24 protein-coding genes are annotated in these 24507 nt (G+C 57.7%); 17 read left to right on the top strand and 7 right to left on the bottom strand.

Going from position 1 to position 24507, the window contains the following annotated elements; genetic code table 11:
• Nucleotides 1–19 precede the first annotated feature (19 nt).
• From IF205_RS08820 to IF205_RS08800, 5 genes are all read left to right on the top strand, one after another.
• The gene (locus tag IF205_RS08820; RefSeq protein ID WP_259782924.1) at nt 20–598 is read left to right on the top strand and encodes a hypothetical protein; all 579 of its coding nucleotides are present in this window, start codon (nt 20–22) and stop codon (nt 596–598) included.
• Nucleotides 599–639: 41 nt separating this feature from the next.
• Nucleotides 640–843: a DUF6494 family protein gene (locus tag IF205_RS08815; RefSeq protein WP_259782923.1), complete on the top strand. Its 204-nt coding sequence runs from the start codon at nt 640–642 to the stop codon at nt 841–843.
• Nucleotides 844–967: 124 nt separating this feature from the next.
• Nucleotides 968–1915, top strand: coding sequence for a hypothetical protein (locus IF205_RS08810; protein ID WP_259782922.1), 948 nt, complete (start codon nt 968–970; stop codon nt 1913–1915).
• 100 nt (nt 1916–2015) lie between these two features.
• Nucleotides 2016–2633, top strand: a complete 618-nt coding sequence (locus IF205_RS08805) for a CDP-alcohol phosphatidyltransferase family protein (RefSeq protein ID WP_259782921.1) — start codon at nt 2016–2018, stop codon at nt 2631–2633.
• On the top strand, nt 2630–3274 hold the full coding sequence (locus tag IF205_RS08800; RefSeq protein WP_259782920.1) for a DUF2062 domain-containing protein: 645 nt from the start codon (nt 2630–2632) through the stop codon (nt 3272–3274). The genes IF205_RS08805 and IF205_RS08800 overlap by 4 nt, the downstream gene beginning before the upstream one ends.
• Here the strand turns inward: IF205_RS08800 and IF205_RS08795 are convergent.
• Both IF205_RS08795 and IF205_RS08790 read right to left on the bottom strand, forming a co-directional pair.
• Complete coding sequence (locus IF205_RS08795; RefSeq protein ID WP_259782919.1) at nt 3271–4425, bottom strand: pyridoxal phosphate-dependent aminotransferase; 1155 nt, start codon at nt 4423–4425, stop codon at nt 3271–3273. The genes IF205_RS08800 and IF205_RS08795 overlap by 4 nt on opposite strands.
• 49 nt (nt 4426–4474) lie before the next feature.
• On the bottom strand, nt 4475–6100 hold the full coding sequence (locus tag IF205_RS08790; protein WP_259782918.1) for a gamma-glutamyltransferase: 1626 nt from the start codon (nt 6098–6100) through the stop codon (nt 4475–4477).
• Nucleotides 6101–6139: 39 nt separating this feature from the next.
• Here IF205_RS08790 and IF205_RS08785 point away from each other — a divergent pair, with 39 nt between their 5' ends.
• The 6 genes from IF205_RS08785 to IF205_RS08760 all read left to right on the top strand — a co-directional run bounded on the left by IF205_RS08785 (nt 6140) and on the right by IF205_RS08760 (nt 12165).
• Nucleotides 6140–7495 carry a M48 family metalloprotease gene (locus IF205_RS08785; protein ID WP_259782917.1) on the top strand — a complete coding sequence of 452 codons (1356 nt, stop codon included), beginning with the start codon at nt 6140–6142 and terminating at the stop codon, nt 7493–7495.
• A gap of 93 nt (nt 7496–7588) precedes the next feature.
• Nucleotides 7589–8362, top strand: coding sequence for a DsbA family protein (locus IF205_RS08780; protein ID WP_259782916.1), 774 nt, complete (start codon nt 7589–7591; stop codon nt 8360–8362).
• 8 nt (nt 8363–8370) lie between these two features.
• Nucleotides 8371–9087: a DNA/RNA nuclease SfsA gene (gene sfsA / locus IF205_RS08775; protein WP_259782915.1), complete on the top strand. Its 717-nt coding sequence runs from the start codon at nt 8371–8373 to the stop codon at nt 9085–9087.
• 34 nt (nt 9088–9121) lie between these two features.
• Nucleotides 9122–9934 (top strand): type I methionyl aminopeptidase, encoded by an 813-nt coding sequence (gene map, locus IF205_RS08770; protein ID WP_259782914.1) that lies wholly within the window; start codon nt 9122–9124, stop codon nt 9932–9934.
• 122 nt (nt 9935–10056) lie between these two features.
• A complete protein-coding gene (gene radC / locus IF205_RS08765; protein WP_259782913.1) occupies nt 10057–10755 on the top strand; it encodes a RadC family protein in 699 nt (232 codons plus the stop codon).
• Nucleotides 10756–10827: 72 nt separating this feature from the next.
• Nucleotides 10828–12165: a deoxyguanosinetriphosphate triphosphohydrolase gene (locus IF205_RS08760; protein WP_259782912.1), complete on the top strand. Its 1338-nt coding sequence runs from the start codon at nt 10828–10830 to the stop codon at nt 12163–12165.
• On the opposite strand, the gene IF205_RS08755 is transcribed toward IF205_RS08760, so the two are convergent.
• Nucleotides 12162–12818, bottom strand: coding sequence for an MBL fold metallo-hydrolase (locus IF205_RS08755; protein WP_259782911.1), 657 nt, complete (start codon nt 12816–12818; stop codon nt 12162–12164). The two genes, IF205_RS08760 and IF205_RS08755, sit on opposite strands and share 4 nt — an antisense overlap.
• 168 nt (nt 12819–12986) lie before the next feature.
• Between IF205_RS08755 and IF205_RS08750 the strand changes: the two genes are divergently transcribed.
• Nucleotides 12987–13559: a hypothetical protein gene (locus tag IF205_RS08750; protein WP_259782910.1), complete on the top strand. Its 573-nt coding sequence runs from the start codon at nt 12987–12989 to the stop codon at nt 13557–13559.
• Here the strand turns inward: IF205_RS08750 and IF205_RS08745 are convergent.
• Nucleotides 13522–14400, bottom strand: a complete 879-nt coding sequence (locus IF205_RS08745) for a LysR family transcriptional regulator (protein ID WP_259782909.1) — start codon at nt 14398–14400, stop codon at nt 13522–13524. The two genes, IF205_RS08750 and IF205_RS08745, sit on opposite strands and share 38 nt — an antisense overlap.
• A 106-nt stretch (nt 14401–14506) precedes the next feature.
• Here IF205_RS08745 and IF205_RS08740 point away from each other — a divergent pair, with 106 nt between their 5' ends.
• Nucleotides 14507–15706, top strand: coding sequence for a YbfB/YjiJ family MFS transporter (locus IF205_RS08740; protein ID WP_259782908.1), 1200 nt, complete (start codon nt 14507–14509; stop codon nt 15704–15706).
• Here IF205_RS08740 and IF205_RS08735 read toward each other — a convergent pair.
• The 3 genes from IF205_RS08735 to IF205_RS08725 all read right to left on the bottom strand — a co-directional run bounded on the left by IF205_RS08735 (nt 15687) and on the right by IF205_RS08725 (nt 19447).
• On the bottom strand, nt 15687–17783 hold the full coding sequence (locus tag IF205_RS08735; RefSeq protein ID WP_259782907.1) for a molybdopterin-containing oxidoreductase family protein: 2097 nt from the start codon (nt 17781–17783) through the stop codon (nt 15687–15689). The two genes, IF205_RS08740 and IF205_RS08735, sit on opposite strands and share 20 nt — an antisense overlap.
• A gap of 77 nt (nt 17784–17860) precedes the next feature.
• Complete coding sequence (locus IF205_RS08730) at nt 17861–18274, bottom strand: hypothetical protein (RefSeq protein WP_259782906.1); 414 nt, start codon at nt 18272–18274, stop codon at nt 17861–17863.
• A gap of 12 nt (nt 18275–18286) precedes the next feature.
• Nucleotides 18287–19447 (bottom strand): aminotransferase, encoded by a 1161-nt coding sequence (locus IF205_RS08725; RefSeq protein WP_259782905.1) that lies wholly within the window; start codon nt 19445–19447, stop codon nt 18287–18289.
• 297 nt (nt 19448–19744) lie between these two features.
• On the opposite strand from IF205_RS08725, the gene IF205_RS08720 reads away from it, so the two are divergent.
• The 4 genes from IF205_RS08720 to IF205_RS08705 all read left to right on the top strand — a co-directional run bounded on the left by IF205_RS08720 (nt 19745) and on the right by IF205_RS08705 (nt 24493).
• Nucleotides 19745–20200: a MarR family winged helix-turn-helix transcriptional regulator gene (locus IF205_RS08720; RefSeq protein ID WP_259782904.1), complete on the top strand. Its 456-nt coding sequence runs from the start codon at nt 19745–19747 to the stop codon at nt 20198–20200.
• 31 nt (nt 20201–20231) lie between these two features.
• Complete coding sequence (locus IF205_RS08715) at nt 20232–20981, top strand: sulfite exporter TauE/SafE family protein (protein WP_259782903.1); 750 nt, start codon at nt 20232–20234, stop codon at nt 20979–20981.
• A gap of 124 nt (nt 20982–21105) precedes the next feature.
• Entirely contained in the window at nt 21106–22413 is a 1308-nt protein-coding gene (gene purB, locus IF205_RS08710; protein ID WP_259782902.1) for an adenylosuccinate lyase, read from the top strand.
• Nucleotides 22414–22573: 160 nt separating this feature from the next.
• Nucleotides 22574–24493 carry a tetratricopeptide repeat protein gene (locus tag IF205_RS08705; RefSeq protein WP_259782901.1) on the top strand — a complete coding sequence of 640 codons (1920 nt, stop codon included), beginning with the start codon at nt 22574–22576 and terminating at the stop codon, nt 24491–24493.
• Nucleotides 24494–24507: the final 14 nt, after the last annotated feature.

The raw sequence follows: 24507 nt of genomic DNA, 5'->3' as shown, positions 1-24507 counted from the left end.
GCCTTCCGGAGACAAAGATATGTTTCACAGCACAAGCCGCAGATGCTTCTCCTCAAACGCCATGAGGCAACGGCAACCCGAATACGATCTCCCAAACGCCTCCACCGGTGCAACCGTCCTATGTATGGGGACAACCGAGGCCTCCTATATCCGGAAGTTGTCTGAACAGGCAGGCCCCGGTGGCCATGTCATTGTCGCTGCGCAGCGGGAAAAAGACCTGGAAATACTGGCTGAGGACCTGTGGAAGACAACCGTTTCCGACGGAGCGCGTATCCACCTCCATCGCCTCGCCGCCGGCAACCATTTTCAGCAACTCGTCGCGGACTATGGCCGATTTGACCTTATCCTCCTGCACAATGACTGGTGCACGACGGGTAACTGTGACGCCCTGCTTCCGTCCTGTCATGATGCCCTGCATCCGGGCGGTCGAACGGAAATCACCCTGACCGGCCTGTTCATCTGCAGGCATCGCATAAAGAAGCTGTCCAATGCAGCCTCACGCGCAGGATTGCAGATCTCCCATCAATGCTCCGACCGCAGGCAGTATCGCACAGTCTTGCAAAAACCTTATGAAGCCACCGGAAAAATGGTAGCATAGAGGCATAATCACAGCCGTATTACTGCAATGGGGAGGCCGTAATGAATGAAGATGTCTTCAACATGAGCACCCGAAAATTCCTCAAGAAGATCGGCGTGAACGCGCAGCGCGAAATTGAAAAGGCCGTCTGGAAAGCCGTTGAAGACGGCACACTGGCCGACAACCAGCTACCGGCACAGGTGCGCCTTACGGTCGCAGGTATCGCCCTGGATATTACCATCGACGGCATGATCGACCTGGAATAGCCGGAACAGCCCGGCTTTCCGGGCTTAATACCAATGCTCGCGGATATCTTGGATTTTCGGCAACGGAACGTGCAATTCATTCGCACTCATGTTAGTGTCCAACTCGTAAGCTGCGACTTACCCGATGAGCGCGGGTAGCGACGACGACATTAACGACTGGGAATCAGCCGTGCAAAGTAACCGTGTAACCTTCGATCTCCACTATCACACAAATGTATACCGGATGCCGCGTTGGAAACGCGACCGACGCTTGGCGAAGCACCGGAAATATTTGAGTGAAAGCAAGGTGGATTACGTCGCATCGACTGAGCACGCCTACAAAAACCCGCTGGACGCTTATCTTTATCTGCGCGATGTCACCCTCGACCTGCCGACGGAAATCCTGCCTGCGGTCGAAGCCATCAGCAAGGAAGGCGTCGACGTTATCTTCATCTATCGCAGCGAAGACGCCCTGCGCCAGGCCTTGCGGATTATCCGGCCTTTTTCCTGGAACGTCGCGGACCTCGCAAAGCTTCGCGCCGACACAGGTGCCATCACGATCATCCCGCACCCGTTCACACCCGGCAAGACGGGGATGGCGAACGTGCTGGGCACCGAAACCTTCATGAACATGCAGGAGCATGTGGACTATATTGAAATCCACAACGGGCTGAGTCTGCATTTTCTGGAAAACGGCATGCGCGACGGGAAGGTCCCCGGCCCGCCCAAGCTGCAGCGTAATGTGGAATATACCTATCGGCTGCCTGAAGAATTCCGAATGGACGGCGTCGGGCTGGCGGTAAGTTCCGATGCCCATTTCCCGCGCCACCAGACCATCGTCGGCAGCGTGCCCGCGCCGGACGGAAAACGCCCCGAAGACTGGTTCGCCTTTTTGCAGCAGCGCCACCATTTTGCGGAAACGCCAGTGCGCGACCACAGCGAAAGAAACCTGCTGAAGCTGTGGCATATGATGCAAAGCGGCTATTGCACCTTTGGCGAAGCAGTTGAAAAGAAAGCCCAAAAGACCGGTCTTTCCAGTGGCGCCGCCCACAAGCACCCCGCCGCGGCAGCACCGATACGCGATGTCCCCTAAGCGGTTTGCGGCTTTTCACACAGCACCGATTGAGCAATCCCGACTTTTGAGATAGAAGACCTGCGGGCCCTTGGGTTTTGGCCAGCATGTGGATTGCCGGATGGATTATTTCAACGAAACGGAACGCGCAAAGCAGAAAGCATTTGCCAGTTGGCGGGATACCTTTCTCGCCCCCCTGTCTGATACCCTTATCCGTTGTCGCATTCGTCCCTACCACATCACTATATTTGCAGTATTGCTGTTGCTGGCAGGAAGCAGCCTGCCTGTCCTCGACCACTGGCTGACTGTTTCAATACTGTTGTTCAGCTATTGCGTCCTCGATGGACTGGACGGGCCGGTTGCCCGGCGCATGCAAATCGACAACGAAGGCGGCGCGATGCTCGACATCGCCGCAGACCAGGCGGGCGTTGCCTTTGTTGCCGCGGCGGCTACCTGGCATCTTGGGTCCAACCCGATCGGCGCGGTTCTCTTCGCCAGCAGCTATCTGTCGTTCATTCCGCTGGCAATCTATGCAAACCAGAAAAAAGTCACGATCTGGACTTTTATCCGTATCAAATATTTCTTCTATTTCGTCTACTGTGTATCCGGTCTGTTCCAGTATGATTTTGTGCAGTATTTGATGATGCTTTTTGCCGCCTATTACAGCTTTTATCTACTTCATGCCCTATATCGTATTTACCGGCATCACCTTCATGGCGGACAAGGGGCAGCCTCATGACGGCACAGGACCAGAAGCAAAACGCCACCCTGGCGCAGGAAGACGACAATAAAGCGGGAGAGCGCGGCTGGTTCGGACGCCTGCGCCATCGCAGCAACCGCCATCGGTTCGACTCTAAAATGGCGCGGCTGGTCTATTACCGCCTCTTTGTCCCGATGCGCCGGGAGCGGCGCTCGCCCAAGGTTATCGCATGGGGCGTGGCAATCGGTCTGTTTATCGGCATGACACCGACCGTCGGCATTCAAATGCCGCTCGTGGCAATTCTGTGGTGGTTGGCCCGGCAGTTCCAGTGGAATTTCAGTCTGATCCTGGCGATCGCCTGGTCATGGCTTTCCAACGCCGCCACGATGATACCGCTTTATTACCTGTTCTATGTCACCGGCCTGTTCATTTTGCCCGGCGACGGCCAGCGGTTCAGTTTCGAGGCCTTCTCCAAGCATATTGAATCCAACATGGCCGCGACGGAGACCCTTGAAGGGTCCTTCAAGTTCATCTGGGATCTGATCGAAAACATCGGGCTCAGCATCATTGTCGGCTGCCTGCCCTATGCCATTATCCTCAGCGTCCTTGGCTACTGGTTCTCGTTGCAGGCTGCCAAAAGCTACAGCAGGATGAAGGCCGCGCGGGAAGACAACAGCTAACGTTTCCAGGCCTTCAATGCCTTGACCGCACCAACCACATCATCCGTGCTCGCCGCGAAGGAAAAGCGCATAGTGCGATTGCCCCGATCCGGATCGAAATCAAGGCCCGGTGTCACGGCAACTCCCGTCTCGCGCAGGATAAGGCTACAGAATTCCTGACTGTCATTGGTCATATGCCCAACGTCGGCATAGATATAGAAGGCGCCGTCCGACGGCGCCAGTTTGTCAAAGCCGATCCCGGGCAGCTCATTCAACAGAACGTCCCGGTTTTCCGCGTAACGCGCCACATTCGCTTCCAGTTCGTCATAGCAGTCGAAGGCTGCCACCGCCGCGATCTGGCTGAGTGTCGGTGCTGAAATAAACAGGTTCTGGGCGAGGCACTCCCCGGCCCTCATCATGTCCTCCGGCAGGACCATCCAGCCCAGCCGCCAGCCGGTCATAGAGAAATATTTGGAAAAACTGTTGATCACGACACAGTTCGGATCATGCGACAGCATGGTCTCCGAGGGATGGCCGTAGCTGATGCCCTGATAGATCTCGTCGGAAATCAGCCGGATATCATGTTTCGCGCAAAAATCCGCAAGGGCTTTCATTTCCTCCGTCCCCAGCATCGTCCCGCTGGGGTTGGACGGGCTGGCAACGATCAGACCATCGATGGGGCCTTCTTTCATTGCCTGTTCCAGCAGCGCCGGGGTCGGTTGATAACGGTCTTCCGGGCCGCTCAGCAGACAGACCGGCTCCACACCCAGCACATTCAGAATATGGCGATAGCAGGGATAGCCCGGTGCCGCCAGGGCAACACGGTCGCCGGGGTCGAAAGCCGACAGGAAGGACACCAGAAAACCTGCAGAGGACCCGGTCGTCACCAGAATGCGTTCCGGGTCCACCGCAACGTCGTAGACCCGCTTGTAGTGCCCGGCGATGCCCTCGCGCAGTTCCGGAATCCCCATGGCCACGGTATAGCCGATTTTGTCACTTTCCAGAGCAGCTTTTGCCGCCTCGATCACGCCGCGCGGCGCGGTTGTACCCGGCTGGCCGACTTCCAGATGATAAACCGCCTTATTTTCGCGGCCGCGCTCGGACGCGGCCCGCATGACTTCCATGACAATGAACGGCGGGATTTCAGACCGCTTGGACAGTTTGAGGCTCATCCGACTTTCCTATACCACTAAGCAACAACACCGGGATTACGCGAAAATATCACTTCGCGATGACCGAAAGGCCATGCCATCGCGGGTCCTGACGGATGCCGCAGTCAGGATCATCGCCCCCTTCGACCGGCAAACCCGATGCACAATACATCGCATTGATCCGCGCCATCTGCTTGATCGTCTTCACCGCATGACCGCGATCCCGCAGGGCCTGTTGAATGACTTCACTTTCAGCCTCTTCCACATAGGTCCGTTCCAGTTTCGGCCCAGGGGACAGGCGAGGCGCTTCAACTGCCTCGTCGACAGCCTTGCCGCCGAGCAATACGTCGCTGGCGACCTGCAGCATAGCCGCAGCATGGGCAATGCCCCCGCCGCCCGCCGCCGCATAGCGGAAATTGAACGTATTCGGGTTCGCGACAATCATCGGAGAAAGGTTCAGCGAATTGCGTGTCCCGCCTTTCGGCGCAGCAGCGAGGATCATGCCCGTGCCCGGTGCCACCCGGCCCGTACCGAACATGTTGTTGAGCCCTAACTCGCAGGACACAGCCATTCCCGTGCGGTCGACAACGACAATCCCCGTGCCCGCACCGTTTTCCTGTGCGTCCGGTGCCGCCCCGATTTCCAGAACAGACGTCGCCTTGTCCGGATTGAAATTGCTCATCAGCTTTTCAATATGCTCGCCGGACAGCATTTGTTCCGTATCGCCCCGGACCGTCCAGTCCGGCATCAGATAACGGCGGCGTTCCGCATAGGCCCGTTTGAGTACTTCCGTTTGCAGATGCGCACGCTCTGCGGCGTCAGCATCCTCGTAACGATCGTCATACCAATCCATTGCCGCGGCCTGCGCGCCGAGCAACCCGCCCGCCGGTGTCGGCGCGAAATGCGCAACGTCATCGCCAACCGGCACCTGCAAGGTCTCCCGCCAGACCGGGCGGTAATTCCGGAGGTCCTCGACGGTCAGCGACCCACCGGCCCGACGCACGGCATCCACCAAATTCCTTGCCGTTACGCCTTCATAGAAAACGCCGCCACCCGACGCCCGGATCTTGCCGAGCATGGCCGCCAGGTCCAGCTGCGAGAACTTCTCGCCTTCGCCGTAGGGCTTGCCATTGGGACTCAGGAAAATCTTCCGCGCCTCCGGGTCGGCAAACAGGGGCCGTGCCACCAGTGCCAGTTCACGGGCCGACGCCCGGGACATACGGTGCCCAAGGCGCGCCATGGATTCCGCCTTGGCAACAAGTCCACGCCAGTCGACTGATCCGTAGCGCGCATGCAGGGCCACCATGCCACGTGGCAGGGCAGGTACAGCCGTAGGGCGGTCGCCGCCCCGCCCGGTTCCAGGGCCACCAATGAAGTCCAGCGCCTCGGTCACCCCGACATTGGCGTCATGCACGACGCAGGCGCCACCGCCTGCCAGGCTGACATTCGCCGGCGAGGTTACTGTCATTGTAAAAATCATGGCCACTGCCGCGTCCGCCGCATTGCCGCCTGCGGTCAGAACATCGCGGCCCACCAGAACGGCATGAGGCTCGTCACCCGCGACACCGCCGTAGAAGCCACTGACATACCCGATTGTTCCTCGCTGCACGTCGCTGCTATCACTGCTGCAGCCGGCCAAAGCCGCTCCGGCAAGAATAATGGCTGCGAATGATTTGCGAAGTTTACGTCGCGACACTAGATTACTGCTATTGGTTTTATAATCAGGCATGTCTTTATGCGTCTTCTTTATACGTTTTCCTTGATCACGCTGGCTATCGGTCTTGCCACAGGGGCAACCGCGCAGGCAAGGAATTTAAGCTTTATTCGCGATACGGAAATAGAAAATGCCGTGCGCTACTATAGCGCGCCGATCTTCAATGCCGCCGGTCTGGACGTGCAAACGGTGCGTATTCACCTGATCAAAGACCCGCGCCTGAACGCCTTTGTCGCCGGTGGTCAACGGATTTTCATCCATACCGGATTGCTCATGGCAGCCGACGACGCCTCTCAGGTGATCGGCGTTATCGCCCATGAAACCGGCCATATCACGGGCGGCCATCTGGCCCAGTTCGACACGATTCGGGAAAGTGCACAGGCCCAGCAAATTGCAACCATGCTGCTGGGCATCCCGCTGGCACTTGCTACCGGTCGCGCAGATGCCGTGGCAGCCTCCCTGGCTCTGGGCCAGCATATCGGCCAGCGCAGTTTCCTCACCTACACCCGCGCGATGGAGCAATCCGCCGACCAGGCCGCCGTCACTTTCCTTGACGAAGCAAAAATGTCGTCGCGCGGCATGCTTGAATTCTTTGAGAAGCTGAAACGGAACGAGGCGCTCTACACCGCCGACCAGAACCCCTACACGCGCAGCCACCCCCTGACGGACAGCCGTATGAATTTCGTCAGGCATCACGTGCAGATCTCGAAATACAGCGACAACAAACTGCCAGAGGAATACAAGCTGCTACATGACAGGGTCCGGGCAAAGCTGCGCGGCTATCTGTTGCCGGAGAGCCAGGTTCTTACCTACTACCCCAAATCGGACCAGTCCGTACCGGCACGCTATGCCCGCGCGATCAACCTGCAGCAACAGCACAGATACGAAGAGTCCCTCAAAATCACAGACGCCCTATTGGCTGAAAGCCCCAAGGACCCCTTTTTCTATGAATTTAAGGGCGACACACTGTTTGATGCAGGGCGGATGGAAGACGCGATCAAAACCTACGGCAAGGCACTGAATATCCTGCCCTGGGCCGCGATGATCCATCAGGCACGTGCCCGCGCCTATATCGAACTGGACGGCGACGAAAACCTGAAAGAAGCGGTTGCGGACCTGAAAGAGGCTGTCCGTTACGAGCCCTGGGCGACCTTTAACTGGCGCCTGCTGGCCACCGCCTACGGTCGCCTTGACGATCAGGCCAACACGGCATTGGCCCTGGCGGAAGAGGCGATCCGCACCGGCAAGAAACCAACGGCCAAGACCTATGCCGAACGCGCCATGGATCAGCTTCCAAATGGATCCCCCGGCTGGCTTCGCGCCCAGGACATTGAATTCCAGGCACGCAAGCCGGACGACGGTGCCGACAACGAATAACATTAATTCGATCAGTCGTTACTTGCCTCTCCAGGGCAAGACGACCATATTCAGCCAAGCTTTCGACATCCTATTTTGAGAGGTTTTGAACATATGGCGCTTTCCATTTCCGCCACCAACCTGATGAAACGGCAACTGGCCGCCCTCGTCCTGGTACTGGCCGCAGTCTTCATGATGGCGACAACGGCGAAAGCAGCATCCATGGATGCTGCACAAAAGAAGGAAATGGAACAGGTCATTCACGATTACCTGATGAACAACCCGGAAGTCGTGATCGACGCCATCCAGAAATATCAGGCACAGCAGGAACTGGCCAAACAGGCTGATGTTGCGAAATCCCTGACTGCAATGTCGAAGACCTTCAAGACAGACGACAGCTTTCCCCGGACGGGCAACAAGGACGGTGACGTCCTGTTCGTCGAGTTCTTCGACTACCAGTGCGGTTACTGCAAAAAGGTCTTCCCGACGGTCATGGATGTGGTCAAAAACAATGACGACATGAATGTGGTTTTTGTTGAATTCCCGATCCTCAGCAAAGAATCCATCGTTGCCTCCCGCGCGGCACTGGCCTCGCGGAAACAAGGCAAATACATGGATTTCCATGTTGCGCTGATGGGGCACCGCGGGCGTCTTTCCGATGAGATCATTATGAAAATCGCGGCCTCTGTCGGTCTCGACGTCGACCAGTTGGCCGAGGACATGAAATCAAAGGAAATCGACAGCCAGCTTCAGCGCAACCACCAGATGGCAACAGCCCTGGGCCTGAAAGGCACCCCTGCCTTTGTCATTGGTGACCGTCTGGCGCCGGGGGCAATCTCGAAGGAACAGATGCAGCAGATGATCAAACTGGCCCGCGAGAGCAGCTAGGCCAGATCATGACATTTGATACGGCGCTGACCGAAGGACGGCTGATCAAGCGATATAAGCGCTTTCTGGCCGACGTTGAGTTGGACAATGGGGAGATTGTGACCGCCCATTGTGCAAATTCCGGTTCCATGATGGGCCTGAAGGAAAGCGGATCGACGGTCTATCTTTCCCCCAATACCAATCCAAAGGCCAAACTGGACTGGCGTTGGGAAATCGCCTCCCAGGACGGCAACCTTGTCGGCATCAACACCAGCCGTCCGAATGCCATTGTCGCTCAAGCAATTGAAGACGGGGCGATTTCGGAACTTGCCGATTTTGAAAGCCTGAAACGGGAAGTAAAATACGGCCAGAACAGCCGTATTGATATTCTGCTGTACGGGCGGGACGGCAGGAACACCTATGTCGAGGTCAAGAATGTAACCCTGCGCCGCCCGGACCAGGCTGATCCGGAGGCCGCCGAATTTCCCGATGCGGTGACGGCGCGCGGCGCGAAACACCTCAACGAATTGTCGGATATGGTCGACCAGGGCCACCGGGCCGTGATGTTCTACCTTGTACAACGGGGCGACTGCACCCATTTCAGACTGGCGGAAGACATTGATCCCGAGTATACCTCTGCCTTCAAGAGGGCCCGGAACCGTGGAGTTGAGGTCCTGTGCTATGATTGCGATGTGACCCCGACGGAAATCCGTCTGCGCAATCCGCTGTCGATTATAGAGCCCTGACGGGCTGAAACACTGACAAAAAAGTAATTTGGATATGAACGACGTTTACGATCCCGAAGCCGGGCGCATCAAATTGCATGATGCGGAAGATTTTGAAGGCATGCGCAAGGCCGGTAAACTGGCCGCCGAAGTCCTGGATTTTATCACCCCGCATGTTCAGCCGGGTGTATCCACGGGCGAACTGGACCGCCTGTGCCATGACTTTATCATTGAAAATAACGCAATTCCGGCACCGCTGAACTATCGCGGTTTCCCGAAATCCATCTGCACCAGCATCAACCACGTCGTTTGCCACGGCATTCCCGACGATGCGAAGAAGCTGCGTGAGGGCGATGCGATCAACATCGACATCACCGTTATCCTCGACGGATGGCACGGGGACACCAGCCGGATGTTCCTGGTTGGCGACAAGGTTCCGATCAAGGCCCAAAAGCTGGTTCAGACCACCTATGAAGCCATGATGATTGGTATTGAGATGGTCCGCCCGGGTGTGACGTTGGGCGACATCGGTGCAGCAATCCAGAATTATGCGGAAAAGAACCGCTATTCGGTTGTGCGCGATTTCTGCGGCCATGGTATCGGGCGCGTCTTCCACGATGCACCGAGCGTTCTGCACTATGGCAAACCGGGCACCGGCGCGACCCTGCATGAAGGCATGTTCTTCACGATCGAGCCGATGATCAACACCGGCAAATATCACTGCAAGGTTTTGCAGGACGGATGGACCGCGGTCACCAAGGATAAATCCCTGAGTGCCCAGTTCGAACATACCGTCGCGGTCACCGCCGATGGCGTGGAAATCTTCACGGAATCGCCGAAAGGCTGGACCGCGCCCCCCTACGCCTGACTGGCAGGACAATCAGTATTCAGAAAACGCGAAGCCCCGGTTGCTTCGCGTTTTTGTTTTATGGCTTTCTCTGAAAAGCCGCCCCCTGTCTTTCATTCATGTCCATATGCCGGGATGGGAGGATGAACGGGATGACCGAGGACAAGCAGAAACCGCATTACCATGGCCACCGCCAACGCCTGCGCCAGCGTTTTCTTCGTGATGGCGGTACGTCCATGGCGGATTACGAACTGGTCGAACTGCTGTTGACCCTTGCCCTGCCCCGGCGCGACGTTAAACCTATCGCAAAAGACCTGATCGCGACCTTCGGCAGTTTCGCCGATATCGTCGTCGCCCGTCCCGAACAGCTTTCACAGGTCAAGGGAATGGGGGAGACGGCGGTCGTGCCCTTCAAACTGGTGCAGGAGGCAGCCCTGCGCCTGCTTCGCCAGGAAGGCCGGATCAGCCCGCAGATCAACAGTTTCGACAGCCTGGTGGATTATTGCCGGGCCGCCATGTCCCGCGAGCCCATTGAACAATTCCGCATCCTGTTCCTGGACACGAAAAACAAGCTGATCGCCGACGAGGTGCAGCAAAAAGGCACAATCGACCATACCGCCGTCTATCCGCGTGAGGTGGTCAAGCGGTCGCTGGAACTGAATGCTGCGGCAGTCATCCTCGCGCATAATCACCCCAGCGGCGATCCTACCCCGTCGCAGGCGGACATAGACATGACCCGCACCATCCGAGACGCCGCAAGTGCGCTGGACATTGCGGTCCATGACCATATCATTGTCGGCCGTCAGGGGAGTTTCAGTTTCCGGGCCGCAGGCTATCTCTGACCAGATACTGATTGCATCCCCGAATCCCCTGTTTTATCCAGCTAGAAGCCGGATAAGCCAAAGGAAGCGACCATGAACTGGGAAAAACTGTTGAACAGCAGCCGTCTCAACGACGACAAGCCGCGCGATGACCGCGATCCGCGCAGCCCCTTTCAACAGGATATCGACCGGATCGTCTTTTCCTCTGCCTTCCGGCGGCTTGCCCATAAAACCCAGGTCCATCCGCTGACCGAGAACGATCATACCCACACCCGCCTGACCCACAGTATCGAGGTGTCTTCCGTCGGACGGTCTCTGGGCACTCTGGTCGGCAGCCGCCTGCGGGAAACGGATACACAGTTCCGCGCCACCGGCATCACGGCGGACGAGGTCGGCTATATCGTTCAGGCCGCCTGTCTGGCCCATGATATCGGCAACCCGCCTTTCGGGCACAGCGGCGAGAAAGCCATCGCTTCCTGGTTCTCGGAGAAACGCAAAGGCGGCTGGGCGCCCTTCGACGACCTCAGCCCCATTGAATGCGCCGATCTGGAGAAATTCGAAGGCAACGCTGTTGGCTTTCGCATCCTGTCGCAGTTGGAGAATAACCGGTTCCGGGGCGGGTTGCGCCTGACCTATGCTGTGCTTTCCACCTTCACCAAATACCCCTCAGGGGCGGACGCGAGCAAAGACGGCTATATCGGCACCAAGAAAAACGGCTTTTTCCAAAGTGAGAAAGCCGTATTTGAGACGGTCGCCACGGCCACAGGCCTGCTGTGTCATGATCAGGGCGACACATGGAAGCGTCATCCTTTCACCTTCCTGGTCGAAGCCGCCGATGATATCTGCAACCTGATCATCGACCTGGAAGATGCCTATTACATGGGCGCGCTGCCCTATGGCGATGTGGCGAAAATCATGAGCGGGCTGTCCCAGATCGACAATCTGCGTGAAGATAAATCGGAGAAGGAACGAATCGGTTTCCTCCGTTCCCAGGCCATCGGCAAGTCGGTCGATCTTGCCGCCGACTATTTCATGGCCCATCTGGCGGACTATCTCGCCGGCAAAAAAACGAACCCTATCGTGCAGGATATTGAAACCGCCGATGCCTTCGACCGGGCGGCCAGAAAATGCCTGGAAGTCTTCCGCATGGAATCGATCACCCAAAAGGAATTGGCAGGCTATAGCGTCCTGCATGGATTGCTGGATGAATTCTGTGCGGCCATCGAAGACCTCCGCCATAAGGGATGGGATCGCAAGGCGACAAGCCACAAGTCGCAACATCTGCTGCGTCTGATCGGGGACGACTTCCCCGGCGATCCTTCGTCACTCAGGACCTATGATGCCCTGATGATCGTCACTGACTATCTGTCATCGATGACCGACCGCTATGCCCTCGGCCTGTATCAGCGCCTGCGCGGCATCGCCGTCTAGTCGGCCCCGGCCAGCGCCTTGTCGCCGACAAAGGGATTATGGTGGCGTTCATCGCCAAAGGTGGAAAGTTCACCATGGCCCGGCACAAAGACAGTCTCATTCCCTAACGGCCAAAGCCGTTCGGTGATGGATTTGATCAAGGTAGCGTGGTCCCCGCGCGGAAAATCAGTCCGGCCGATTGATCCCCGAAACAGAACATCGCCGACAAAGGCCACAGACTGGTCCTTGCTATAAAAGATAACATGGCCGGGCGTATGGCCCGGACAATGGCGTACCTGAAGGGTAACCTCCCCGACAGTTACTTCGTCACCGCCGTCCAGCCAGCGGGTCGGTTCAAAACTGCGTGAGGGCGGGAAGCCGTACATCTCACATTGTTGCGGCAGGCTGTCGATCAGAAACTGATCCTCCCGATGTGGCCCCTCAATCGGAACATTCAGTTTTTCAGCCAGATCAGCCACCGCACCGGCATGGTCGAGATGGGCATGGGTGACCAGGATCTTTTCAATCGTCACACCGTTGTCCGACGCGGCCTGCAACAGTTTTTCAGCCTCACCGCCCGGATCGACAAAAGCCCCCTTCATCGTATCCTCGCACCAGATCAGCGAACAGTTTTGCTGAAAGGCCGTAACGGGAATGACTGTGGCTTTTAACATTATTGACTATCCTGGCGATCTTGAACCGTTGCGAAGATAATATTTGCCACCGCCGCCATCAAGCATGAGTGAGCAATATCACTTTTCACTTTTCCGCCCTTTCAAAACGAATTCTTATATGGTGCTATAATCATTGGAGATATGATCTGGGATAGGGATAGCCTATTGATGCGTAACACACTCTCACGCGTGATTGCCTTGGTCGGACTGGTGATGCTTTGCATCGCGGGCCCGAACAAGTCCTATGCACAAAAGCACCCGATGGACGCCTTTTTCGGGCTTTTTTCCGGCGTCGTTGCCGTCATGGGAGAGGCCGATACTTCCACGCGGGAGGTTCAGGTGCATATCTATCCCGACGACGACGATGACGAAAATTTCCTGATAGACTGGACAACAGTCATCCACCGGGAAACGGGCGGCGACAAGGAAGCATCCTATTCCATTCACTTTGCCCCCAGCGAACGCAAGGACATCTATTCGTCCGCGATGCGCAAGAATATGTTCGGCAATTGGGTTCCCCTGAACCCGCTTAAGGGCGACCCCTATGTCTGGGCCCGCCTCAAGAACAATACGTTGACGGTCTATGCCATGATCATCACCGACGATGGCGGGTATGAGATGCAGCAATATGACCGGACATTGCGCGACGACGGGCACATGAAACTGGTCTTCACGCGCATCCGCAATGGCGAAGCGCTGCGTTCTATTGAAGGTCTGCTGACGCGCGTGGATGACGAATAGGCAGCACGTCCATAAAGGCTTTCAGGGCAGCACTGGGCCCATCCTCTTTCCGGTAAATCAGATTGGTCGCAATCCGCTCGCTCTCCGGGGGCAGCCGACGCGACGACAACTCTCCAGAAAGACGATGCTGGGCAACCGCGGACCGGGGCAACATCGTGATCCCCATCCCCGCGGCAACACAGCCGAGAATACCGTCCAGGGTCCCCATTTCCATGATCTGGACGGGAAAGATATTGTGATTGGCGAGATAGACTTCCAGATGACGGCGATAGGCACATCCCGCCCGGAAAACCAGGATCGGTTGCCGGGATAAATCCGACAGTGCCTCGTCGCTGGCACCAAACAACGCCAGTTCCTCTTCGAAAACAATCTGATGGGCCAACAAGGGATGATCGGTGACACCACCGATCAGGGCAGCCTCCATCCGGTGAGTGAGCACCCCCTGGATAAGTTCCAGCGTCGGCGCTGTCTGGAGGTCCACCGCCACATCCGGATAGGCCTGGCGCATCCGCCTGAAATAGTCCGGCAGCCGGGCGGCGGTTGTCGTTTCCATCGCCCCGAGGCGCAAGGCCCCCGCCACGCCGCGCGGTTTGGCAACCTGTTGGCGCATCTCCGCCTCCAGGGTCAACAAACGCCCGGCATAGTCATAAAGCCGGCGCGCCGCATCGGTCGCCTCCACAGTCCGTCGGCTGCGGCGAAACAGGGTTGCGCCCAACATCTGTTCCAAATGCTTGATCCGCGCGCTTACATTGGACTGGACCGTATTCAGACGCGGCGCCGCCTTGGCAAAGCCGCCGCATTCATACACAGCCCGGAAAATCTCAAGGTCTCTGGTTTCCATTTATATCTCTATTACAGATATAAAAATTCTGTTTAAATCGCTTTATAAAATAATAGATTTCCTGTTTAACTCTGCCAAGCCCATTAAACAGCTTTGGTATGCGTAGATGACGGACGGCGTGACGGAACGACGGGCACCCATTTCATTCAAGGCACTGGTCTATATCGGTTTTGCCGCGGTCGTGATCGGCATCGGACTGGGGAGATTCTCCTTTGTTGCCTTAATCCCCGTGCTGGTCCAGGGCGGCTGGGCCGATGGCGATCTGGCCGGTTTCCTGGCAGCGTCCAACCTCCTGGGCTATCTGGCTGGAACCCTGGTCGCCAGCCGCCTGGGCAAGCGTTTCGGTCAAGCCGCCCCCCTGATCATTGCGATGATTGCCTGTTCCGCGAGTTTCTTCTTCAGCGCCTGGAATGGGGGAGAGATGTGGCTGGCCTTCTGGCGTTTCGTCGCCGGTGTATCCGGCGGTGTCCTCATGGTTCTGGCCGCCCCGGCCGTCTTCAAGGCAACGCCCAGCCACCTGAAGGGCCGCGTCGCCGGTTTGATCTTTGCCGGGATCGGCGTCGGCGTCGCAGTCAGCGGTGTCGTCGTTCCCTGGGCCGCGAACTATGGTGTACGGGAAAGCTGGCTGGCGCTTGGCATCTTATGCACCGCCGCCACCCTGCCCTGCCTGCTGCTCATAAACGACTTGGCGGACAGCACAGCCCCGACAACCGGCCACAGCACGTCATCGGCCTCATCCATGTGGAGCAAGGCAATTATCGCCCTGATGGCGGCCTATGCACTGGATGCCATCGGCTTCATTCCCCATACGATCTACTGGGCGGATTATCTGGTAAGGACCCTGGGATACAGCAACAACGCAGGTGGCTGGTCCTGGAGCATCTTCGGCTGTGGTGCGATTGTCGGCCCCATGCTGGCGGGCCTCGCCGCCGACCGCTTCGGTTTCAGGCGCAGCCTGGTCGGTGCCTTCCTGATCAAGACCCTGGCCGTCCTGATCCCCCTGATCAATCAGGATATGATCATGCTGTCGATATCGGTCTTTCTAGTCGGCGCGCTGACACCCGGGATCGTCGCCCTGGTATCCGGTACCGCCGCCGCCCTTGTCGGATCGGATCAACATGCCCGTGCATGGGGCTATATCACCTTCACCTTCGCCGTATTCCAGGCCTTGGGCGGCTATATGATTGCCGGTCTCTACAGGATGACCGGCAATCATACCAGTCTGTTTGCTGCCGGGGCGGCTGCCCTGTTCCTGGGCAGCGTTGCAACCTTCGTTATCCTTCGGCTCAATCCGCCGCAGGACTGAGGGCAACCCGGTTGTCGTGGAAGGCTGCGCCGCCGATCGGCGCGCCGGGGCTTGCCCCCGTCAGGGCATTGATGCCGATACCGTCGACAAACGCGGCATTGGGCCAGATGCTCTCCACGACCAGCACACCGCGCTTTTGGCCACCGGCGACTTCGACATGCAGGCGGACCTTGCCGCGTTCGTTCTGCAGAAGAACAAGGTCACCCGTCGCGATCCCCGTCGCGGCGGCATCCTCGTCATTGACCTTCACCGTTGGCCGTTTTTCGTTCTTGATTGAACTCGGCGTTTCCGTGAAAGAAGAATTCAAATAGTTCCGGGCAGGTGCCGTCACCAGACGGAACGGATAGTCCGGAGTGGCTTCCTCGATATAGTCGGTCCAATGGTCGGGAAACTCGGGCATGCTGGTAACGATTTTCGCACCGGGGCCGTGTTCAGCCCCCAGGATTTCCGACCAGCGCGGTGCAAAGCGGTATTTGCCGTCGTCATGGCCGAAGCCATCGACGAAATGCGCCGTTTCAAAGGGCGGCTGGCAGTCGACCCAGCGGGCCGTTTCCAGCTCTTCCAACGTTCCCCGACCGCTTTCCTGCAGGGTCCAGTCAATCAGCGCACGCGGTGTCATATCAAACCCCGGATGCGACGCCCCCAACCGTTCGGCCAGCCCGGCAATAACCTCATGGTTATTCCGGCAACCGTCCGGCGCATCGACAATCTTCGGCCCCAACAGGAAATGCTGGTGCCCGCCGCCCTGATAGAGATCGTCATGTTCCAGGAACATCGTCGCGGGCAGCACGATATCCGCCATCTTCGCGGTTTCCGTCATAAACTGCTCATGGACACAGACGAACAGGTCTTCGCGGGCAAAGCCCTTGTGGACCTTTGTCAGATCGGGGGCCACGACCATCGGATTGGTATTCTGGATGAACAGCGCATGCACCGGACTGCCGCCCTGCAGGGCATCTTCCTCTCCCGTCAATACTGCACCGATCCTGGACTGGTCCAGTTGACGCGTCGCCGGGTTCCGAACATCCAACCCCTCGATCATCGTCTTGTTCCAGCGAAAAATACCGCTGTTGCTGTGCAGCGCCCCGCCACCAAGAACCGCCCAGGCGCCGGTCACAGCCGGGATGGACAGTACCGCGTGCATATTAACCGAACCATTGCGGGAGCGGGCAAAGCCATAGCCCAGACGGAAATAGCTTTTCTGATGGGCGCCGATCAGATGGGCGAAGGCTTCGATCTCCTCCACACTCAGCCCGGTAATCCGGCTGGCCCATTCAGGCGTCCTGTCCCGCAGATGCTGTTCAAAATCTTTCGGACGGTCCGTGTATTTGTTCAGAAAGTCCCAGTTGGCGAAACCGTCGCGGAACAGGATATGCATTACCGCACAGGCAAGCGCGCCGTCGGTTCCCGGCTTGACGATCAAGGCCATGTCGGACTGTTTGACCGTGCCTGTCTGATAGGTATCGATGCAGACGATTTTCGTACCGCGTTCCTTGCGTGCCTTGGTTGCGTGGGTCATGACGTTGACCTGGGTGTTAACCGGATTGGTTCCCCAGATCACGATCACGTCCGATTCCGCCATTTCGCGGGGATCGACACCATATTTCGCCCCCGTACCGGCCTGATAACCAGTCCAGGACAGGGTCGTGCAGATCGTGCTGTATTGCCCGGAATAGCCCTTTGCATGACGCAGGCGGTTGATACCGTCACGCATCACCAGTCCCATGGTCCCTGCATAGTAATAGGGCCAGACCGCTTCCGCCCCATGGTCCGCTTCTACCCGTAGGAGATTATCCGCGACGATGTCCAACGCCTCGTCCCAGGACACCACTGCAAACTCGCCACTACCTTTCGGCCCTACCCGCTTCAGCGGTTGCGTCAGGCGATCGGGATGATGGATACGTTCGGCGTAACGGGCGACCTTTGCGCAGATCACCCCTGCGGTATAGCTGTTGTCCTTTGCACCATGAATACGGCCGATCCGGTTCTCCCCCAGGACTTCGACCTCAAGGGCACAGGTGGAGGGGCAGTCATGGGGACAGGCGCTTGGACGCCTTTCTGTCTTGATCGCATTCATGGTCATCTCACTGGCGGGTCCATCCCGCTCGCTTAATCCTAACCGGCCTTCATTGGTACTGCGCCTGCCGGCAGGGATCAACCCGTATAGGCCGCCGCATTGGGGTGTTTCATCGGGTCTGCATTCCGGCGGCAGAACAATCCGGCATAGGTTTCAAAGCAGCCGTATTTTTGCACTTCCCGCCGGTCTATCGAAAACCCTTTCCAGTTTTTCCCGCTGCGGAAACAAAGCGTGTTCCCCACCACGAAAATCCGCCACTGCGTATCAGGGGACGGGTAATGGCGGGTATACCAACGCCATTCGTGATCCTGTTTCTGCGGTGCCGTGCAAAGTTCGGCGACTTCCTGTTTGCCGTCCCCCTTGGAGCTGACCCGGCCCGGCCGGAAGACGGCATAGGTGGAAAGGGCAATTGCAAATAAAGCACCGATGCCAATCAGGACCGCAATCCATGCGCCCAAATGCCCCTTTTTCGATTTGGCTGATCCCCCCAAGGCCCAACTCCATCAACTATTAAGAACGGCTAACTTCTCAAGTGCAGCTTCCAGAACCGATCGCTTCTTGCAAAAGCAGAAACGGATAAAATGTGTCGGCGCGTCGCTACCATAAAATGCACTTACCGGCACCGCCGCAACGCCAATCTCTGTCGTAATCCTTTTACAAAAAGCAACATCATCCTCACCGTCCCGCAGGAAGGCGGTGCAGTCCACCGTCAGGAAATAGGTTCCCTGACAGCCGACCACCCCAAACCCCAACCCTGCAAGGCCATCGGCCAGGAAGTCCCGCTTTTCCTGCAGGTCACCGGACAGATGGTCGAAATAATCGTCGCCCAGGCGCAGTCCCGCAGCAACGGCGATTTGTAAATTCGGCGGCGTTGTGAAGGTTGTGAACTGATGGGCTTTGGCGATTGCCCCCAACAGATTGGGAGCTGCGGTGATATATCCCACTTTCCAGCCGGTCAGGGAGAAGGACTTGCCCGCCGACCCGATCCGGATACAGCGCTGCCGCATACCGGGCAATGTCATCAGCGGGATATGCGTTGCACCTTCAAAGACAAGATGCTCATAGACTTCGTCGCACAGGGCATAGCAATCGAAACGCTCCACCAGCTCTGCAATGACCGACAGCTCATCTCGGGAAAAGACCTTGGCCGCCGGGTTCATCGGGCTGTTCAGGATAACCAGCTTGGTCTTGTCGCTGAAGGCGGCCTCCAACGCGGCCTTGTCCAAAGCCCATTCCGGCGGCGTGACCCGGACGCGGACCGCAACGCCGCCAGCGCGTTCCACCATTGGCAGGTAACAATCGTAAAGCGGCTCGACAAGCACCACCTCGTCACCCGGCTCAACAAGGCCAAATATCGCATTAGACAAGGCTTCGGTCGCCCCGGAGGTCACCATGACTTCCGTCTGCCAGTCCACGTCCAGTCCGTAAAATCTCTTGTTATGCTCCGCAACAGCCTGCCTCAGGGTCGGCAGCCCCATCATCGACGGATACTGGTTGGGGCCATCCATAAGGGCGTCGGCGGCAATTCGACGCAGGTCTTCCGGGCCATCCTCATCGGGAAACCCCTGCCCTAGGTTGATGGCGCCGCAGTCAACGGCAAGGCGGGACATCACTTCGAATATTGTCGTGCCATAACCGGACAACACGGAATTTGCTGGCTTCACGGGCACCCCCCTTGTCTCAATCACCGATGCTCTTAAATCTAGTTATCACTAGCTTTTAGCAAGCATTGGCAGGAGGTCCAAGCCGGATCGGAAAAGGCAATTGGATTAAGTTTATTTCCTAGTCTTCAAGGCTGTTATCCCGGCGCAAAAGTTGACAAATCAAGGAAAAGATATATTCGAACCCTAAATATTGAACAAATGGTCAACAACCTAGCTTTTAGCTCAAATTGTTGCGATTTTTCATCGCAATAAGGGACAGCAAAAGAAGGCAAAGCGAGACAAAAAAGGATCCCGAAAATGGGGGAAGGAACCGACAACGCACTCATCCCGGAAAAAAGCCTAGGCTATGCGTCCAGAATGACCCACCGCGCCTTTGCACGATCCCTGCAAAGACGCCTTGCCAAACACGGTGTTCCCATCGGGCAGTGGCATTTCCTGCGCATCCTCTGGCTTCGTGACGGGCTGACCCAGAAAGACCTGAGCGATGAGCTTGGTATTATGGGGCCGACGGCTGTTGTGGCGCTGCGCGCCATGGAGAAAAACGGCCTGATCAATCGTATCCGTAACGAAGACGACCGGCGGAAGGTCAACATCTTCCTGACCGACAAGGGCCGCGCCCTGAAAGACGACCTGACGCCTTATGTGGACGAAATAAACCAGATCGCGTCCCAGGGCATTCCGAACGAAGACCTGGAGGTCTACAAACGCGTCAGCACCAAATTCCGCGAGAACCTCGCGGAATACGACCGATAGGTCTTTAACGCCTCGATTAAGAGCGGCGGCCATGGAAATCGCATCCCTCGACATTCTGGCTGCCGCTTTTGCCATCCTGCTGGCGGGCGGGTTGGTGAAAGGCGTCGCCGGTGTCGGGCTGCCCCTGGTCGCCGTCACCCTGCTGACTTTCTTCCTGCCACCGCACACTGCCGTCATTCTTCTGGCCATACCGGTCCTGATCAGCAATCTGATCCAGATGCTTCAAGGGGGCTCGCTCAAGGCGAGCCTGCGCCGTTTCTGGCCACTCATCCTGCCCACCGCTTTCTTCACCACGCTGGGTGCCCATCTGTTGGGCGACATGGATGGCGATACCCTGGCGCTTGTCCTGGGGCTGATGATTTCCATCCTCTCCCTTGTCCTGCTGGTCCTGCCAAAATTTCACATTCCGCCCCGCTGGGAACGACCGCTAGCCCCCCTGGCCGGAACGGTCGCCGGGCTGATCGGTGGCCTGACCTCCTTCTATGGGCCTGTATTGCTGGTCTTCCTTCTGGGCCTGAACCTGAAACGGGATCATTTTGTACGCAGCATCGCGACAGTCTATCTCGCCGCCGTCCTGCCTTTTACCGCGACGATCACGGTCCAGGGCCTTCTGGGCTGGCAGGAGTTTCTCGCCTCCGCCGCCGCCATGGTCCCGGTCTATATCGGCATGGAAATCGGCAGGCGGTTGCGCGGACACATTCCGGAGGAGCGTTTCAAACAGGGGGTTCTCGCCCTGCTTTTCATAATCGGCTGCAGCATCATCCTGCGCCAAATGGCGTGATATCCGCCGAAAAAGCGCAGGAACATTGCCTTTCCGGCAAAGCTTTGGCATAACCGCCGCAAATCATGGGCCTGGTGACAGACTGCCCGGCCCACCCCCTCATCTTACAAGGAAGATAGAGACGATGATTCCCCGTTACAGCCGCGCCGAAATGGTCAATATCTGGGAACCGGCCAACAAGTTCCGGATCTGGTTTGAAATCGAAGCCCATGCCTGCGATGCACAGGCCAATCTGGGTGTTATTCCGGCTGATGCGGCGAAAGCCGTCTGGGAACGGGGCGACAAGGTCTATACGCAGGACCGTATCGACCGCATTGATAACATTGAGCGTGAGACCAAGCACGACGTCATCGCCTTCCTGACCGAGCTTGCCGAACAGGTCGGCGACGAAGCCCGCTTCGTCCACCAGGGCATGACCTCCTCCGACGTGTTGGACACCTGCCTGAGTGTTCAGCTTACCCAGGCGACCGACCTGCTGCTGGCCGATCTCGATAAACTTCTGGCAGCCCTGCAAAAGCGCGCCGAAGAGCACAAATATACGATCACCATCGGCCGCAGCCACGGCATCCATGCAGAGCCGGTGACCTTCGGCCTGAAACTGGCCAAGCATTTTGCGGAATTCGACCGCGCCAAAAAGCGCCTGCTGGCAGCGCGCGAGGAAATCGCCACCTGCGCCATTTCCGGCGCCGTCGGCACATTCGCCAACATCAACCCGGCCGTTGAGGCCCATGTGGCGGAAAAGCTGGGCCTGCAGCCGGAGCCGGTTTCCACCCAGGTGATCCCGCGCGACCGCCACGCGATGTTCTTTGCAACGCTAGGCGTCATTGCCAGTTCCATTGAAAACCTGTCGATTGAAGTCCGCCACCTGCAGCGCACAGAACTGCGCGAGGCCGAGGAATTCTTCTCCAAGGGACAGAAGGGTTCCAGCGCCATGCCGCACAAGCGCAACCCGGTCCTGACCGAAAACCTGACCGGCTTGGCGCGCCTTGTCCGTTCCGCCGTCACCCCGGCCATGGAAAACGTCGCCCTGTGGCACGAGCGGGATATCTCTCACTCCTCCGTTGAGCGCATGATCGGCCCGGATGCGACCGTTACCCTCGACTTCGCACTTGCCCGTCTGACCAGCGTCGTTGAGAACCTGGTAGTCTATGGCGAGAATATGCAGAAGAACCTGGATCAGTTGGGCGGCCTGCATAACTCCCAACGCGTTCTGCTGCAATTGACCCAGCATGGCGTCAGCCGTGAAGACGCCTATCGCCTGGTACAGCGCAACGCGATGGAAAGCTGGAAAACCGGTGTTTCTTTCCAGGATTTGCTGAAACAGGACGATGAAGTAAGCGCCGCGTTGAGCAATGAGCTTATCGACAGCCTGTTCGATATGGAGTACCACACTAAGCATGTGGACACGATCTTCACACGCGTATTCGGGTAAGCTTCAAACGCACCGTTCCAACGGTCGCGTCGTGAATGGTTTGAGGCGGGTGCTCCTGGCGGGCACCTGCCTTTTCCTTATAGGGACCTGCGGTACAGCGCTGGCCCAGAACTCCCCCATCAAAGGGCGTGAACGCCTGGATCCGGTCACGGAACGGGTCATGAAAGACCCTCTCATCCAGCTTCGTTTCCAGGCCCTGTCCCTGGAAACCCTGGATGAGGTCGGCCAGGCGCTGGAAGGTCTGGTCCGGGCCATGCTGGCCCGCGACCGCGTGGCAGACGCCAAGGATGAGTTGAAGCGAATCGAAGACGACCTCTGGCGTGCCAGGGCGATGCGCTCAATTGCCCTGTACCAGACAGATCATAATGCGACCGAGGACGCCAAGGCACTTCTCTCTCAGGCGCAAAAGACCATCAAAGTCAAAAAACGCCCGAAGCGCGCCGGGGAGTTGCTGCGGATTATCGCGATTGAGCAGGCCGACATTGGCGCTTTGGAAGACGCCATCGTCACCGCCAGCCGTATCCCCAGCGTCCTGACCAGACTGAGCGCCCTGCAACGGGCCGCCGCAAAGTTTCAGAACCGCGCAGGCGGCAGCAACAAGGCCAAGCGGGCAGCCTCCCGCGTCTTGAGTGAAGCCTTTCAACAAGCAGCAAAGCTGCAGGGAAGAAGTGACGAACTGGTCGATATTTTCGTCGACATCGCACGCACCCAGGCCACGGCCCGCGATAATAAAGGGGCCGTTAAAACGCTTCGCTTCATCCGCAAGCGTCTGGACTCGGGACAGCCGGATGGACCACATATGCGCTACAACCGCGCCTATGCCAGAATCGCCTCCGCCTTTACCTTTGCCGGTGATCATCCCGATGCCATGGATGTGCTTCGCAATATCCCCGAAGGCAGCGAACGTGCCGTTGCCTTGAGCGCCGTTGCCCGATCCCTGGGGCAGACCGACAATACCGACGCCGCCCTGGCGCTGTTCACCCTGGCCAAGGAACAGCTCATCAATCAGCAGGACGGGGCACGTAAAAACAAGGTGTTAAGCCTGATTGTCAGGGATGAAGCCATCGTCGACCGATATGCCGATGCCTTTACAACCGCCGGCTCCATTCCAGACAAGGAGGCACAATCACGGGCCCTCCTTGGCATGGCGGCCATCCTCCTGCAACAGGACAAGGATAAAGAAGCCCGCATCCTTCTGAACTATATCCCTTATATTTCCATGCGGGTTCCCATCTATGCCGACCTGGCAACGAGGGTCACACTGGAGAATGCGGAAGACCGCCTCAAAGTATCCAATCTGTTGATTGAAAGTCTGAAGCCGACAGGTTTTGATCCGATCATCAGTATGCTGCCCGGCGCCATTCGCTCCGTCCTCGCTGTTCAGTTGACCCGCGGGTCAAAAGAAATGGACGAGCAGATTTTTACGCAGATTCGGGAACTGATCCGTCTTCTGCCGGATAATCTGATCCGTGTGAATGCGTTGACTTTCCTGGCAACGGCACAGGCCGCGCGCAGCATGAAAAACCCCGCCAATAAAACCATCGGCAATGCATGGACATTGGCGTGGCTCAACAAGAAAGACGAAGGATATCCATTGGCCCTGGCCAATATTGCACAAAGCCAGATCGCCGTTGGTGATGTCCTGTCTGCCTTTGATACGGCGGCAAGACTGCCGCAGCCGACGCCGGAACAAGCCGAAGAACGCGCCCCGGATGGCAGCTTCCGTGCCCCGAAATTTGACGCGCTGACCACAGTGGCGGTGGCCGCCGCCAAGGCCGGAGAGTTGGAAATGGCGCTGAGAGCCGCCAAACAGATTGAATATCCTTCAGCCCGTGCGGCAGCCATGGCGGCTGTTGCGGTGGCCGTCGCCTCGCCGGACAAGAGCGTCCGCGAAGTCGTCGGCATCGGGCCGACCGATATTGTCGAATATAATGTTCTGGACTTTACGCCCCTTCACCAGGAAGTCGTCAGCGAAGAGGAAATCCTGGAGACCAACGGCCTGACCGATGTCATAGAGCTGGATGGTCAGGATAAAAAAGAGGCCGACCTTAACGGGTCGCCTGAAAGTGCGACCAACTAGTCGGCCTCGAATCA

The organism is Aestuariispira ectoiniformans, assembly GCF_025136295.1.
In the GTDB taxonomy this organism is placed as follows: domain Bacteria; phylum Pseudomonadota; class Alphaproteobacteria; order UBA8366; family Aestuariispiraceae; genus Aestuariispira_A; species Aestuariispira_A ectoiniformans.
Note: the sequence above shows the minus strand (reverse complement) of the source record. Positions and strands in the feature narration are given on the sequence as shown.

Excerpts from the sequence above, each read along its gene's own strand:
- IF205_RS08740 (WP_259782908.1), top strand. The coding sequence starts at position 14,507 with ATGACGGACGGCGTGACGGAACGACGGGCACCCATTTCATTCAAGGCA.
- IF205_RS08745 (WP_259782909.1), bottom strand. The coding sequence starts at position 14,400 with ATGGAAACCAGAGACCTTGAGATTTTCCGGGCTGTGTATGAATGCGGC.
- IF205_RS08760 (WP_259782912.1), top strand. The coding sequence starts at position 10,828 with ATGAACTGGGAAAAACTGTTGAACAGCAGCCGTCTCAACGACGACAAG.
- IF205_RS08815 (WP_259782923.1), top strand. The coding sequence starts at position 640 with ATGAATGAAGATGTCTTCAACATGAGCACCCGAAAATTCCTCAAGAAG.
- IF205_RS08755 (WP_259782911.1), bottom strand. The coding sequence starts at position 12,818 with ATGTTAAAAGCCACAGTCATTCCCGTTACGGCCTTTCAGCAAAACTGT.
- IF205_RS08705 (WP_259782901.1), top strand. The coding sequence starts at position 22,574 with ATGAAAGACCCTCTCATCCAGCTTCGTTTCCAGGCCCTGTCCCTGGAA.
- IF205_RS08805 (WP_259782921.1), top strand. The coding sequence starts at position 2,016 with ATGGATTATTTCAACGAAACGGAACGCGCAAAGCAGAAAGCATTTGCC.
- IF205_RS08820 (WP_259782924.1), top strand. The coding sequence starts at position 20 with ATGTTTCACAGCACAAGCCGCAGATGCTTCTCCTCAAACGCCATGAGG.
- IF205_RS08750 (WP_259782910.1), top strand. The coding sequence starts at position 12,987 with ATGCGTAACACACTCTCACGCGTGATTGCCTTGGTCGGACTGGTGATG.
- IF205_RS08715 (WP_259782903.1), top strand. The coding sequence starts at position 20,232 with ATGGAAATCGCATCCCTCGACATTCTGGCTGCCGCTTTTGCCATCCTG.
- map (WP_259782914.1), top strand. The coding sequence starts at position 9,122 with ATGAACGACGTTTACGATCCCGAAGCCGGGCGCATCAAATTGCATGAT.
- purB (WP_259782902.1), top strand. The coding sequence starts at position 21,106 with ATGATTCCCCGTTACAGCCGCGCCGAAATGGTCAATATCTGGGAACCG.
- IF205_RS08780 (WP_259782916.1), top strand. The coding sequence starts at position 7,589 with ATGGCGCTTTCCATTTCCGCCACCAACCTGATGAAACGGCAACTGGCC.
- radC (WP_259782913.1), top strand. The coding sequence starts at position 10,057 with ATGAACGGGATGACCGAGGACAAGCAGAAACCGCATTACCATGGCCAC.
- IF205_RS08795 (WP_259782919.1), bottom strand. The coding sequence starts at position 4,425 with ATGAGCCTCAAACTGTCCAAGCGGTCTGAAATCCCGCCGTTCATTGTC.
- IF205_RS08785 (WP_259782917.1), top strand. The coding sequence starts at position 6,140 with ATGCGTCTTCTTTATACGTTTTCCTTGATCACGCTGGCTATCGGTCTT.
- sfsA (WP_259782915.1), top strand. The coding sequence starts at position 8,371 with ATGACATTTGATACGGCGCTGACCGAAGGACGGCTGATCAAGCGATAT.
- IF205_RS08800 (WP_259782920.1), top strand. The coding sequence starts at position 2,630 with ATGACGGCACAGGACCAGAAGCAAAACGCCACCCTGGCGCAGGAAGAC.
- IF205_RS08810 (WP_259782922.1), top strand. The coding sequence starts at position 968 with ATGAGCGCGGGTAGCGACGACGACATTAACGACTGGGAATCAGCCGTG.
- IF205_RS08720 (WP_259782904.1), top strand. The coding sequence starts at position 19,745 with ATGGGGGAAGGAACCGACAACGCACTCATCCCGGAAAAAAGCCTAGGC.
- IF205_RS08735 (WP_259782907.1), bottom strand. The coding sequence starts at position 17,783 with ATGAATGCGATCAAGACAGAAAGGCGTCCAAGCGCCTGTCCCCATGAC.